General features: G+C 37.3%; 11 protein-coding genes, 1 pseudogene and 1 riboswitch. Of the genes and pseudogenes, 4 read left to right on the top strand and 8 right to left on the bottom strand.

Translation table 11 applies throughout. The features are described from left to right. Window positions 1-14: 14 nt before the first annotated feature. Complete coding sequence (locus ACOZBY_RS17885) at window positions 15-1,094, bottom strand: metallophosphoesterase (RefSeq protein WP_422762590.1); 1,080 nt, start codon at window positions 1,092-1,094, stop codon at window positions 15-17. A gap of 305 nt (window positions 1,095-1,399) precedes the next feature. On the opposite strand from ACOZBY_RS17885, the gene ACOZBY_RS17880 reads away from it, so the two are divergent. Next, window positions 1,400-2,548 carry an acyl-CoA dehydrogenase family protein gene (locus ACOZBY_RS17880; protein ID WP_422762589.1) on the top strand — a complete coding sequence of 383 codons (1,149 nt, stop codon included), beginning with the start codon at window positions 1,400-1,402 and terminating at the stop codon, window positions 2,546-2,548. Window positions 2,549-2,597: 49 nt separating this feature from the next. Here the strand turns inward: ACOZBY_RS17880 and ACOZBY_RS17875 are convergent, their stop codons facing one another. The 4 genes and pseudogenes from ACOZBY_RS17875 to ACOZBY_RS17860 form a co-directional block, all read right to left on the bottom strand. Continuing rightward, window positions 2,598-4,802, bottom strand: a complete 2,205-nt coding sequence (locus ACOZBY_RS17875) for an MFS domain-containing histidine kinase (RefSeq protein ID WP_031418373.1) — start codon at window positions 4,800-4,802, stop codon at window positions 2,598-2,600. A 15-nt stretch (window positions 4,803-4,817) separates the two neighbouring features. Then, window positions 4,818-4,973, bottom strand: a complete 156-nt coding sequence (locus tag ACOZBY_RS17870) for a hypothetical protein (protein ID WP_008176206.1) — start codon at window positions 4,971-4,973, stop codon at window positions 4,818-4,820. Then, window positions 4,951-5,643, bottom strand: a complete 693-nt coding sequence (locus tag ACOZBY_RS17865; RefSeq protein WP_012292612.1) for a response regulator transcription factor — start codon at window positions 5,641-5,643, stop codon at window positions 4,951-4,953. The genes ACOZBY_RS17870 and ACOZBY_RS17865 overlap by 23 nt, the downstream gene beginning before the upstream one ends. A 76-nt stretch (window positions 5,644-5,719) precedes the next feature. Beyond that, window positions 5,720-6,599 (bottom strand): annotated as a pseudogene (locus ACOZBY_RS17860) (DMT family transporter). Window positions 6,600-6,746: 147 nt separating this feature from the next. On the opposite strand from ACOZBY_RS17860, the gene ACOZBY_RS17855 reads away from it, so the two are divergent. Continuing rightward, window positions 6,747-6,977: a hypothetical protein gene (locus ACOZBY_RS17855; protein WP_012292610.1), complete on the top strand. Its 231-nt coding sequence runs from the start codon at window positions 6,747-6,749 to the stop codon at window positions 6,975-6,977. A 65-nt stretch (window positions 6,978-7,042) separates the two neighbouring features. On the opposite strand, the gene ACOZBY_RS17850 is transcribed toward ACOZBY_RS17855, so the two are convergent. The 3 genes from ACOZBY_RS17850 to ACOZBY_RS17840 all read right to left on the bottom strand — a co-directional run bounded on the left by ACOZBY_RS17850 (window position 7,043) and on the right by ACOZBY_RS17840 (window position 10,522). Next, window positions 7,043-8,029: a homoserine dehydrogenase gene (locus tag ACOZBY_RS17850; RefSeq protein WP_012292609.1), complete on the bottom strand. Its 987-nt coding sequence runs from the start codon at window positions 8,027-8,029 to the stop codon at window positions 7,043-7,045. 472 nt (window positions 8,030-8,501) lie between these two features. Next, complete coding sequence (locus ACOZBY_RS17845) at window positions 8,502-8,888, bottom strand: hypothetical protein (RefSeq protein WP_031418370.1); 387 nt, start codon at window positions 8,886-8,888, stop codon at window positions 8,502-8,504. Window positions 8,889-9,217: 329 nt separating this feature from the next. Then, window positions 9,218-10,522: an O-acetylhomoserine aminocarboxypropyltransferase/cysteine synthase family protein gene (locus ACOZBY_RS17840; RefSeq protein WP_012292606.1), complete on the bottom strand. Its 1,305-nt coding sequence runs from the start codon at window positions 10,520-10,522 to the stop codon at window positions 9,218-9,220. Between the two features lie 117 nt (window positions 10,523-10,639). Then, window positions 10,640-10,753: riboswitch (SAM riboswitch) on the bottom strand. Window positions 10,754-10,908: 155 nt separating this feature from the next. On the opposite strand from ACOZBY_RS17840, the gene ACOZBY_RS17835 reads away from it, so the two are divergent. Together ACOZBY_RS17835 and ACOZBY_RS17830 are read left to right on the top strand one after the other, a co-directional pair. Next, window positions 10,909-11,541, top strand: a complete 633-nt coding sequence (locus ACOZBY_RS17835; protein ID WP_012292605.1) for a glycerol-3-phosphate acyltransferase — start codon at window positions 10,909-10,911, stop codon at window positions 11,539-11,541. 200 nt (window positions 11,542-11,741) lie between these two features. Beyond that, a complete protein-coding gene (locus tag ACOZBY_RS17830) occupies window positions 11,742-13,223 on the top strand; it encodes a DASS family sodium-coupled anion symporter (RefSeq protein ID WP_012292604.1) in 1,482 nt (493 codons plus the stop codon). The last annotated feature ends 20 nt before the right edge of the window (window positions 13,224-13,243 follow it).

Here is a 13,243-nt window from a genome sequence, read left to right as displayed (position 1 = left end):
CACAGCCCTAGCCATTAACGAAATTTCATATCCACTATCCAAAGCTCTGACCTACTACCAATTCGCATAGGCGGACCCCAGAAGCCATAGCCTGATGAAACAAGTGTATGCATTTGGTCTTTCAACTTATAACCATAATCCAGTTCAAATACTCGAGCGGTAATATACTGATTTGGCCATAATTGACCTTTATGCGTATGACCTGATATATGTAAATCCACCCCCAGTTTAGAAGGTGTTAACAAATCGTCAGGCGTATGATTCATTACGAGCCACGGTAAGCTATCGGAAGACTTTAATTCTTCTAGTGACTTTCTATTTTTATTCGTCTTGTCCTCTTGCCCTGTTAATATAAACGCATCCTCTATACGAATTGTTTCATCAAGTAGTATTTTTACATTTGCATTTTCCATTTCTTTTATAAACTCAGGAATTTTTTTACCATAGTATTCATGATTACCCAATATACCATAGGTTCCATATGTAGATGTTAATTGTTTCATGACATCTGCCATTTCCCCTTGAACAAACCATTTTGGATCATCATCCACAATATCTCCAGCTAGCAACACAATATCTGGTTGCGCCTCATTCGATAAGTTGACAAAGCTTTGTAAATGCTTTTTATGTGATAAAACACCTAAATGGAAATCAGATGCCACAACAGCTCTCAATGACTTCAGTTCACTACCCTTCTTATCAACTGTTATTTCTAAATGACGAACGACTGGAGAATAGGCTAAATAAGAGCCGATAATACTTAGCATAAATAATACAGCAACTGCTATACTACCAATTATTTGTACATTTTTAAAGGGTGTTAGCCAAAAAATCAATTGTGCTACTAAGCATAGCAATAAGCCATATTCAAAAACAAACATCCAGTAATTACCAAAAACTGAAAAGAACCGTAAGGACTCATGCAATCTTCCGATAATTATACTGAGAGCGATAAGGTACAATACTAACCAAAATATGATTGGGTAACGGAACCACCCCATAGCCACTAGCCACTGCTTTACTCCCCACCCCAAATAGAAAGTCAACGCACTATAAATACTAATTAAAAGTATACCACCGATTACTTTTGGCATATCTTCGTCCTCTACCTTCCTATATATTTAGTTGATTATATCATTTATAAGTAACAGTCATATTGCATGAAGTACTTGAATAATCTTCTAAAAAAAGAGGGACTAACTGCTTTAACCGCCACATGGTAAGCATAGCTTATTATTTCCTATCATTCTCTTGTTTAACGTGACATTTCACTGGACATAAATGACAATTTCGTCATTTTAGTATAAAGTGCTACTATTATTTTCACAAATATTCCAGTAACATAATAGTTGATAGAAGAAATTTACGTATTTACGAGCAAAAAGGGGTGCTAATTCAAATGACACGTTATAAATTTGAAACAACAGAGCATGAGTTATTTCGTAAAACCTTTCGTAAGTTTTTAGCAGAAGAAGCTGAACCACATTATGCACAATGGGAAAAAGATCATCTCATTCCGCTTACATTTTGGCGGAGGCTTGGTGATATGGGCTATCTGTGCCCCCAAGTTGAAGAGCAATATGGTGGACTAGGACTTGATTTTAGTTTCGGTGTTATTATTCAAGAAGAGCTTGAGCGTATAGGTTCAAGTCTTATTGGGATTGGTCTGCATAATGATATTGTTGTACCTTATATTGAGTCCTACGGTACACACGAGCAAAAATCTCGGTGGCTGCCAAAATGTATTTCAGGCCACTATATTACAGCAATCGCCATGACTGAGCCAGGTACAGGTTCAGACCTAGCAAATATTCAAACAACTGCTATTCGCGATGGTGACCATTATATTGTTAATGGCCAAAAGACTTTTATTACAAACGGAATTCATACCAACTTAGTGGTTGTCGCCGTTAAAACAAATCCGTCCGCTGAAAAAAAACACCAAGGTATAAGTCTGCTTGTCATTGAAGATGGTACACCAGGCTTTACAAAAGGGCGGAAGCTGGAAAAGGTCGGCATGCATGCTCAAGATACAGCTGAGCTATTCTTTGAAGATTGCCGAGTGCCAGCACACAACTTACTTGGTGAAGAAGGCAAGGGCTTTGTTTATATGATGGAAAAACTTCAACAAGAGCGCTTAGCTGTAGCGATTGCTGCACAAACAGCAATTGAGGATATGCTTGCCTTAACACTCGACTATGTAAAATCACGCCAAGCATTTGGTAAGTCAATTGGAGATTTTCAAAATACACAATTTAAAATAGCCGAAATGGCAACTAAAATGGAGCTCGGTAAATCATTTTTGGAAACGTTGATTGAAGAGCATCTCGCAGGAAAAGATGTAGTAACAAAAGTTTCCATGGCGAAATACTGGATAACTGAAAATGCCCGTGAGATAGCCACACAATGTATGCAGCTTCATGGGGGCTATGGTTATATGGAGGAATATAAGATTGCACGAAGGTATAGAGACATCCCTGTTATGCCCATTTATGCAGGCACCAATGAAGTCATGAAAGTAATTATCGCCAAGAATTTAGGCCTGTAATGGTGTAATGGAAAAAAGATGGTGGCCATCCTCTGCCACCATCTCCTCCCTATACTGCTGAAATTCGAACTGTCACTTTAAATAAATCGCCATCCACATCAATTGTCATTCGAGCTCCATGCAAATCAACAATAGATTGTGCAATGGCTAATCCAAGTCCAGACCCCTCTGTATGACGTGAAGCATCTGCACGTTTAAAACGCTCAAATAATTCCTCAGCATCTTCATTAATTTCATACTTCGCTACATTTTTCACTGTTAATTCAGCATCGCCATCTGCTGTTCGTTTTAACGTCACATAGACGCGTGTGCCCTCTAATGCATATTTCAATACATTAACAATTAAATTATCAATGAGTCTCCACCATTTTTGACCATCTACATAGGCATAAATAGGCTCATGCGGCATCGCCATTCGTAAATCTAAACGCGACTGAATTAAATCTTCCTTATGCTCCCCTACTGCCTGCTGAATGAGTTGTGTCAAATCTACACGACTTCGTTGCAGCTCAATATTACCACTTGCCATTTTCGATACTTCAAAAAGATCTTCAATCAATACTTTTAAACGTTCAGATTTTTTATCAAGAATATGAATGTATTGTTGACGTTCTTCCTCTGAAAGATTAGATTTTTTCAAAAGATCTGTATAAGTAATAATGGAAGTTAACGGTGTTCGTAAATCATGACTCACATTTGTAATAAGCTCTGTTTTTAAACGTTCACTTTTAGCCTGCTCATGCATGGATGTCCGAACGCCTTCTCGTAAATGATTAAGATTTTCCGCATGACTAGCGAGCGGGGACTTACCTTTCACCTTCACGTCACGATTCAGTCGCCCATTGGCCATATCTTTCGTATCCTTCATAATACGGTTTAAATAACCCATTCTTGATAAGAATACAATCAAGGTTGGAAACCCTACGAACATACATATGCCTAGAACAAGGACTGGGAAAGCTCCTCCCCTTAACATAGAAGCGACAAGGCTTCCTCCTCCAAAGAAGGCCGCCGCTAACATGAACAGTGCGTGCAACGCTATAGAGCGATTAATAAATAAATCCGTAAGTGAATCCCCGAGTGACCATAAATAACTGGATTTCACATTTTGCTCTAACTTTTTTATCGTATCTATTCTTGTATAAAGCCAAATTAATTGAATAAAGAAAGCAATTCCTATAACAATTAACACACCTAATTTAAAGGCGAAATCTAGGATAGAGCGTACATAATTATATTGAAAATTGTAATCGTAAGTGTATTCAATCGATTCGAAAACAATTTGAGAAGAAATAAGATACATAAACCCAGTGATTAACAATAAGGCAACTTGAAAATCGAATTTCATCTTATTTAAAATATCTTTTTCCTTCATACCTCTGACAGTTTGCAGTACATCCTTACGACCTCTCCAAGCGAAAATTGCCGTTATTATACTAGTGAGCCATATAAAGAAATAGGTATATTGATTACGATGAAAACGATTATAATCCTGCATAACCCCTAATGATTGAACTGCTTTTTTAGAGATGGTTAAGACTCCTGTATACTCTGCTGTTTCATAAAGATTATCGACGTTCACATAAGTTTCTGTACGGTAAAAAATATCTCTTACATTATTACTAATGTTCCCTACATATAAAGGATTTCGCTCAGAATACTTTATTTTGTAGGCGCTACTTTCTGAAACATCCCCTGCACGGTATGTTTCTCCTGTTTCAGAATTCGTCAACTCATAAGACCAGTAATCATAAGACTTTTTAAAGGTTTTCGCTTCATCCTGTGCTGCCTTTATATATTTATCGATAAGTGCTTCTTCTCCAGCAAGAATCTTTTTTCGCACATGTTCATCGTTTTCGAAATTGGCTGTAATGTCCTTAATTTTATTATCGCGTTCAGTTTCTAACTTTATTTGTAATTCTCCCGCATTGGCATCTATTGCTTCCTGAATTCGCTGTTCGTATTGTTGTTTAATATTATCGATTTGCTGTCCTAATGTACCATAATAATTACGATGCTCTTCAATTTCCGCCTGCGTAATCTCTATTTTCCCTTTCAAGTCTTCTGCCCTCGGTAAATTTATTACTAACGGCCCAAGTTCTGAAGTAAAATTATCGATTTCATGTTGGAAATTTTCTGATTCAAAATAGGACTTACCAATATACTGATAACCTACATGCCAAAAAGTAAAGATGCCGAAAATAGTCCAAATGAGACTCATTAACACTAGTAGAGATTTCCATTTTTTCATCATGACTCTAACACTCCTCTAAAAAATTCTTTCTAATAATTGTAAAACCTCTGAGGAGCGAGAATCGACGATTTGATAAGCATAAACGCCAAAATAAATAAGTCCAACAACACCTGCAATGAACCCTGCAATAGTCATATACTTCTCTATTTTATTTTTCCATTTTATAGCCAACGCCCCATACCACCTTTAGATAGCGTGGGTTTTTTGGGTCCGCTTCAATTTTTTCACGAATTTTTCGAATATGTACGGCTACAATGTTTTCAGCATTGTAGGCTTCCTCATTCCAAACTCGTTCATAAATTTCACGAATCGAAAAAACACGCCCTGCATTTTTCATTAATAATTCCGTAATTTTATATTCTATTGGTGTTAGTCGAACTGGTTCTCCTTCTAAAATGATCTCTTTAGCATCTTCATCAAGAATAAGTCCGTCAATTTCTACTTTTGTTGCACCTTCACTATACGTTCCTAGTTGTACATAGCGTCTAAGCTGTGATTTCACCCGCGCTAATAATTCTAATGGATGGAATGGCTTTGTTACATAATCATCCGCGCCTACCGATAGTCCATGAATTTTATCGCCATCCTCTGCCTTTGCACTAAGCATAATAATAGGAATATTGCGCTCTGCTCTAATTTTAAATGTCGCAGTAATCCCATCCATATTGGGCATCATTATATCTAAAATGATTAAATGTACTTCATTATTTTCTAGCTTGTCTAATGCTTCTAAGCCGTCTGCAGCTTTAATAACATTGTAGCCTTCATTTTTCAAATAAATTTCTATACCATCACGAATATCTTGATCGTCGTCTGTAACAAGAACTGTTAGTTTCGTCATGATAGACACCTCGCTCTCAAATATAAGTGTACCTTTCAAATCTTAAAAACCAGCTAGTAAAAAAATGAAGAATTTCTTAAGGTTTCAGCTTATTATGAAGCCTGCTTTGCCTCCCACCTATTGTCAATACAACAATGCCGCCTAATAGCATTGCTACACCTAACCAGGACAATCCACTTAATTGTTCCCCAACTAGAAAAACGCCAAGAATTGCGGCTGTCAATGGCTCAGCTAACGATAGAGTGACAGCTGTTGATGAATTTATTTTTTGCAAACCGTTCAAGAACAATAAATAAGCTACACTTGTACACATAATTCCCATAAATAATATCGTCCATAGATTTTGCATATTTTCTAACCAGGTAAACCCATTAGAGAGTGAAAAAGGGAATAAAAATAAAGTACAAAGGGAAAATGTCATAGCAACTGCTGGTAACGCATCTTCCTGCGCCATTAATTTCTTGCTAATATTTGTATAAAACGCAAAAGATAACCCTGCACAAAGCGCTAAAGCAAAGCCACTCGCTTGTACAGTTTCTTCTCCATTATTAATAAATAATAAAAAAACAGCCGATGATTGCCATCAATGTAGCTAGGCCCCAAATACCAGACGGTCGATTTTTCCATATCAACCATTCAATAATGCCTGAAAATACTGGTGCACTTCCAATGGTTGCAACAGTTCCAACCGCTACACCTGTTAGACGAATAGATGAAAAGAAAAGACCTTGGAAAAGAGCAATACTTGCCGCAGCTAAAATCGTCCATTTCCATGACCAATTTAGGAAATTAATTTTACGGAAAATAATTGTAATAGCTAAGAGGAGCCCACCACCAATGGCAGAACGAATAGTGGCGACTGCAATCGGAGATACATTATTATCTAAAAATGTTTGGGCAGTTCCTGTCATTCCCCATAAAATAGCTGCTAACAATACAAACAATGGATTTAACATGTAGACCCCTCCGCCTTATTCCTTCTTCCATACTTATCATACATATTTATCCAAAATCAAACAATTAACATTTTTACTATTTTCATTCACCAAGTATGCATTCGGTTAAATGAACGTTATAATAAATACAGTTAAAGGAGCGATTGTATGTACAAAACAATTGAAGAAACAGCTATTGAACTAGGTATGTCTAAAGAACAGATATTACGCCTAGTCTATGAGGGACGCATCCGTTCCGTTTTCGATGGAAATATGATTCTCATAAATAGTGGGCAATTTAGTACGTATTTTAATCAATTGGAGCGTATTAAAGAGGAAATCGAAATATGGAGATCTACTCCCATACCAGAGGATATTGACGTAAAAGACGAGGATTAAAAAGCCCACCATTCAAACAATAGAATATTGTTGAATGGCGGGTTAACTTTATAAAACAGTAATTATTAAATCGTTACAACAAACCCTGCCCTTTTCCCGATGATTTCAGCATAATCTTCTACCATCACACTTGCTGTTGGGTACATTCCAGCACCAGGACCTACTAGGGTTAAAGTGCCAATATAATTAGTTTCTAGTGCAACTGCATTGAACACATCATCGACTGGATAAAGTGGATGTTCTTTATCAACCAGTTGTGGACCAACCTTTGCTACAATTTTCCCACTAGCTAGTTTTTCTACCTCAGCTACATGACGGTAACGTAGACCCTTTTCACATGCTTCATGAACTTGCGAAGCTGATATACTATCTATGCCAATCACTTCTACATCCGCCCAATCAGGTTGTTCTCCAAATGCCAAGGCACTTAAAATCATTAACTTTTTAAAGGCATCTTGACCAGAAATATCATTATACGGATCTGCCTCTGCATAACCTAAACTTTGTGCTTCTTTTAAAGCTGTTTCAAATGACCAGCCCTCAGCTCGCATTTTGGTTAAAATATAATTACACGTACCATTTAAAACACCTTGTATACGACTTACGTCATTAACAAGTAATATATTTTTCATAGTTTTAATAACAGGTACTCCTCCAGCAGTTGTAGCCTCAAAACCTACAAAAACACCATTTGCTTTTGCAAGCTCTTGTAACTCTAATCCACGCTTTGCAAACATGACTTTGTTGGCAGTAATAACATGGCATTTATGCTCTACTGCTCGCTTTAAATAGCTATACGCAGGCTCTTCGTTCACAATTGCTTCGAATATTACTTGCATACCTGGTTCAGCCAAAACATCATCCATGCTTGTAGTCATTAAATGTGCTGTGCCTGGGACGCGTTCGCGACTAGCATCTGTTACTAAAATCTTCGCTACTTCCAACTCAATACCTAATTTATTTTTAAGATCTTCTCGCTTTTCCTTTAATATATGATAGATCCCTTGACCTACCGTTCCAAATCCTAAAATCGCTGCCTTTATAGTTGCCATTCTTATTATTCCCTCCAACTTACATTCCGCAGTTTCATCAAGCCAATCTCTCCATGGGGTTGTGTCAAATTGTTTGACACCAACCGCAGGCCTTAGCCACCCCTTATTTTTGGGGTAAATTTTGTTATTCAGTACATGTTAGAACAAATACAAATTCAAATAATTCGAAATTTAACTTAAAGAAAATTGTAACGTATATATATACTTTACACAAGAAAAATCTTTCTAGGAAGGACATTTGTTTTCCCTAGACGTGCAAAGGAAATCGTTTTCATTCCCTTTACTATACGTTTTTTAAGTTTTTCGATAAGATTTGAACAAATATTGACTCTTTGCATTCAAATTATGATGTCTTTCTTCTATTATATATGTATGTTCAGACACCCATAAACCAGCTAAATAATCAAACCGCTATAAAAAAAGCTCATTCCCTGTAGCAGCAGAGAATGAGCTTAAATATATGAGGGATTTTTTAGCTCGCTTTTGAAAGCAATTGATAACGATATTGTTTTAAAGCTTGTTGAACAATACAAATTTCTTCTTCTGTAAAATTTGGTATTGCATACGTACGTTCCACTAATTGAAATGTACCATATTTCAAATAAAATTCTGTTGCTGGAAGCTGGATGTGGCTCACACCATACTTCTCATACGTCTCATAAACTTCCTTAACCATAAAGCCATTATCATCTGTGCATACCTGTTCCTGATACGCTGAATGACCAAAAATTTGTTGCCATTTACGTTCTACTAATGTAAGGATGTGTTGAATGGATTGGTTGTTGACAAATACATGGCCTTCATTTAGTTCATAAATTAAATAAGATGCAATGTTTTGCGCACTATAGACATTACCCATTTTAAACACTCCTTTATCATTAGTTTTTTGAAGAGTAGCCACTGGCTATGTAACTACTCTCCTATCTATTCAAAAGTGGGGGAGCACTTATGAAAACAGTTACCTTTTCCAAGAGGTTTTTCCGTACACTTAACTTATTTCCAAGTATATAACAAGGTTTTAACAAAGTCAATAATGCATATAAAAATACTCGGTATTATTTTTTGAAAGGTTCTGACAATGAACGGGTGCAATAATTGGTGGATGTAGCAACGTTTAACATATACCAAATGAGGCTATTCGAATGAGAAAATACGTAAACGCTACAACATTCACCGCTCTATTCTATATTAAGCTTCTATTGTTTGTTCAGCTACTGCTGTTGCCTGAGTAATAGCCTGCTCTAAATCTGCAATGATGTCCTCCACTGCCTCTAAACCGATTGATAGGCGAATGAGCGATTCGGTTACACCAGCTTGAATTAGTTCATCTGCTGATAATTGTTGGTGCGTAGTAGATGCTGGATGGATAATTAGCGACTTAGCATCACCTACATTTGCCACATGTGAAAACAGCTTTACATGATCAATAAGCTTTCGTCCTGCTTCACGTCCACCTTTAATGCCAAAGGTAAGCACTGAACCGAAGCCATTTTTTAAATATTTTTTCGCCAACTCATGTGTTGGAAAATCTTCAAGGCCATTATAATTTACATACTCCACAGATGGGTGGTTGCGTAAATATTCAGCTACAGCTAAAGCATTTTCATTATGTTTAGGGATACGCAAATGAAGCGTCTCTAAACCTTGTAATAGATTGAAAGCTGCATCTGCACTTAATGTTGGGCCAAAATCACGTAACAACTGTACACGTAGCTTTGTAGCAAAAGCTGCAGAGGCTGTATCGATTCCATAGCGTAAACCATGGTAAGAAGCGTCCGGCTCTGTAAAGCCTGGGAATCGACCACTAGTCCAATCAAACTTACCAGCGTCTACAACAACACCACCTAAAGTTGTACCATGACCACCTATCCATTTAGTTGCTGAGTGAACTACCACATCTGCACCATAATCAATAGGTGTGGAACCATAAGGAGAAGCAAATGTACTATCAATAATTAATGGCAAGCTGTGGTCATGTGCTATCTTAGCCACTGCTTCAATATCTAAAACCTTTAAGCTTGGGTTACCGTAAATTTCAGCGAAGACAGCTTTTGTTTTATCGGTAATGGCAGCCTTAAAATTTTCTGGGTTTGTTTCATCTACAAAAATCGTTTTAATACCATAGTTTGGTAATGTATTAGCGAATAAATTATACGTACCACCATATAAAGAACTAGCAGCTACAATTTCATCACCTGCTCTAGCTAAATTTAAAATAGAAAATGCAATAGCTGCTGCACCAGATGAAAGTGCTACTGCTGCTGTTCCACCTTCTAGTAAAGCCACACGCTTTTCAAAAACATCCACTGTCGGATTCGTAATTCGTGTGTAAATGTTTCCAGCTTCCTCTAAGGCAAAAAGACGTTGCGCATGAGCAGTGTCTTTAAAAACGAAAGCAGTTGAACGGTAGACAGGAACTGTTCTAGAACCTGTCACAGGGTCGGGCTCTTGACCACCATGTAACAGCAGTGTTTCTGGTTTAAAATTTGTCATTGTGTACCTCCATTTGGTTATTTTTTTTACGATGGTACCGGAGATGAGGAGGATTTTTCTGTAGAAAACAAAAACCCTCTTCAGCTAAGAAGAGGGTTGCGGTTGCAAGTTTTCCTCCCCTTATCTGCCAGATCCAAGTAAGAATCTGTAGGAATTAGCACCTTAGTAAGTTCATCACCTACTGGTTGCCGGGCATCATAGGGCCTATCCCTCCGCCGCTCTTGATAAGAGTATGAGATTCAATTTCCATCGTTGTTACAAAGTATAAGCATAGAGTTTTTTTCTGTCAACATCTAAATTTTATTTTTTCCGAAACTTCTGTCTGCTCTTTTACGTAATATGAACGCATACACTATTTTAGAAAAAAATTTGAAAGGAGTATTTTTATGGTAAAAGCCGTGATCTTTTTTCTAGTTGTTGGCTATTTGATTGGCTGTATTCACGGCTCTAAAGTGGCACAATTTTTATCCGGGGTTGATTTAAAAAAAGCTGGCCATGGCAACGCTGGTGCCTCTAATGCTACGCTTTCACTCGGCTGGAAATATGGCGTTTTAGTAGCTCTTATCGATATTGGAAAAGGCGTCGTAGCCATCGTCGGTGCACATTTTTATTTAGCAGATGCAACACATTTAACAGCAGAACAAATATGGCTCCTCACCTACTTGATAGCTGCAGGGGTTATTTTGGGGCATAATTTCCCTTTTTATATGGGCTTCAACGGTGGAAAAGGAACTGCCTCCATCATTGGAATTTTACTTGCGGTTGATTGGAAGATTGGTTTATTTGCACTTATTCTATTTGTTATTTTATCTTTCGCAACGAACTATTTAATTGTTGGTGTATTAGAGTTTTACCTCGTTTTTTGTACCGCTACTTATTTATGGATTCCTGGATTAGGCCCAACCATTATTGCCATTCTACTTTTTGGTATTGCTATTATTTTGCACTTTGAAAATATTAAACGTTTAACCAATGGAACAGAGCCTAAAGTTACTTCTGCCTTCAAGAAAAAGAAATAGTATTTCCCGAGAGAGATTTGTATTTTTTATGACCACAAATTTTCTCTTTAATTACTATTAAAGCTGTAAACTGACATATTTTTCTTTCTTTCATTCTATACAATAAATGGATGAATTCTTATCTTAAAAAAACATTTTGTTGACCGATGTTAAGGATAATAACCGTCATTTTTACGTAGACGTAGAAGGGATGAGAAAATATGTCTTCACCTAAACAAGCAGCAACGAAGCGTAATCTAAAGCCTTTATGGATTGGGTTGGCTTTTGCTTTATTAATTATTATTATTTTTTTACCTAATAACGGTGAGTTACCTGTAGCTGGGCAGCGCGCTTTAGCCATCTTAGCTTTCGCGGTCATCCTTTGGGTAACTGAGGCCGTTTCATATCCTGTTAGCTCTGCAATGATTATTGCACTCGTCACCGTTTTACTAGGTCTTGCACCCTCCATGGATGATCCCACAGCACAACTAGGTACCGCTAGCGCCTTAAAACTATCATTAAGTGGTTTTAGTAATTCTGCTGTCGCCCTAGTAGCAGCTGCTCTTTTTCTAGCAGCAGCTATGCAAATTACCAATTTGCATAAACGACTTGCTCTCTGGATTCTTTCACTTGTAGGAACAAAAACAAAAGCTATTGTTTTCGGTGCTATATTAGTTTCCATTGCCCTTGCATTTTTTGTTCCTTCAGCTACTGCACGTGCTGGCGCAGTAGTCCCTATACTTCTTGGAATGGTCGCAGCATTTGGTTTACCGCGTGATAGTCGACTTGCTGCTTTGCTTGTTATTACTTCTGTACAAGCCGTTTCCATTTGGAATATCGGTATTAAAACTGCGGCAGCGCAAAATATGGTTGCTTTAAATTTCATCCAAGAGCAATTTAATGTAAATATTTCATGGGGTGCTTGGTTACTTTATGCTGCCCCATTCTCGATTATTATGTCAGTAGCCTTATTTTTCATTATGATTACGCTTATTAAGCCTGAGACGAGCAATATTGATGGTGGTAAAGAAGTCATCAAGAAACAGCTTGCTGAGCTTGGACCATTAAAAGCACCTGAAATTCGATTGATCATTACATCATTAATTTTACTATTTTTCTGGGCTACGGAAGGCAAGCTCCATCCATTTGATACAACAACGGTTACAATTATCGCCATTGCTGTTCTACTAATGCCTAAAATCGGCGTTTATTCGTGGAAGGAAGTTGAACCTCATATTCCTTGGGGAACAATCATTGTCTTTGCAGTTGGTATTATGCTCGGAACTATTTTACTGAATACAAAAGGTGCATCATGGTTATCAGATAAAGTTTTTGGTTCACTCGGTCTAGATACAATGCCAATTCTTGCTACCATTGCTATCGTAACATTATTTAATATTCTTATTCATTTAGGTTTTGCCAGTGCAACAAGCCTAGCCTCTGCACTTATACCTGTGTTTATCGTGTTAGCTTCCACATTAACTGCTAATGTAGATCAGGTTGGTTTTGTTATCGTCCAACAATTTGTTATTAGCTTTGGTTTCCTATTGCCAATTAGCGCACCACAAAATATGCTTGCCTACGGTACAGGAGCATTTACAACAAAGGATTTCCTGAAATCAGGTATTCCATTAACGATTCTCGGCTTCCTCCTAATTCTGCTGTTCTCTGCAACTTATTGGAAATGGATTGGCCTATTGTAAAGCATTAATCGTCTTAGATA

The sequence above is a fragment of the Lysinibacillus sp. NPDC056220 genome (assembly GCF_049315265.1).
Classification (GTDB): Bacteria; Bacillota; Bacilli; order Bacillales_A; family Planococcaceae; genus Lysinibacillus; species Lysinibacillus pinottii.
This window is presented reverse-complemented; position numbering and strand designations above follow the sequence as displayed.

What these genes read in the sequence shown, in the direction of transcription:
- ACOZBY_RS17865 (WP_012292612.1), bottom strand. Translation starts at nt 5,643, where the DNA reads ATGACGAAACTAACAGTTCTTGTTACAGACGACGATCAAGATATTCGT.
- ACOZBY_RS17875 (WP_031418373.1), bottom strand. Translation starts at nt 4,802, where the DNA reads ATGATGAAAAAATGGAAATCTCTACTAGTGTTAATGAGTCTCATTTGG.
- ACOZBY_RS17850 (WP_012292609.1), bottom strand. Translation starts at nt 8,029, where the DNA reads ATGGCAACTATAAAGGCAGCGATTTTAGGATTTGGAACGGTAGGTCAA.
- ACOZBY_RS17830 (WP_012292604.1), top strand. Translation starts at nt 11,742, where the DNA reads ATGTCTTCACCTAAACAAGCAGCAACGAAGCGTAATCTAAAGCCTTTA.
- ACOZBY_RS17835 (WP_012292605.1), top strand. Translation starts at nt 10,909, where the DNA reads ATGGTAAAAGCCGTGATCTTTTTTCTAGTTGTTGGCTATTTGATTGGC.
- ACOZBY_RS17855 (WP_012292610.1), top strand. Translation starts at nt 6,747, where the DNA reads ATGTACAAAACAATTGAAGAAACAGCTATTGAACTAGGTATGTCTAAA.
- ACOZBY_RS17845 (WP_031418370.1), bottom strand. Translation starts at nt 8,888, where the DNA reads ATGGGTAATGTCTATAGTGCGCAAAACATTGCATCTTATTTAATTTAT.
- ACOZBY_RS17840 (WP_012292606.1), bottom strand. Translation starts at nt 10,522, where the DNA reads ATGACAAATTTTAAACCAGAAACACTGCTGTTACATGGTGGTCAAGAG.
- ACOZBY_RS17885 (WP_422762590.1), bottom strand. Translation starts at nt 1,094, where the DNA reads ATGCCAAAAGTAATCGGTGGTATACTTTTAATTAGTATTTATAGTGCG.
- ACOZBY_RS17880 (WP_422762589.1), top strand. Translation starts at nt 1,400, where the DNA reads ATGACACGTTATAAATTTGAAACAACAGAGCATGAGTTATTTCGTAAA.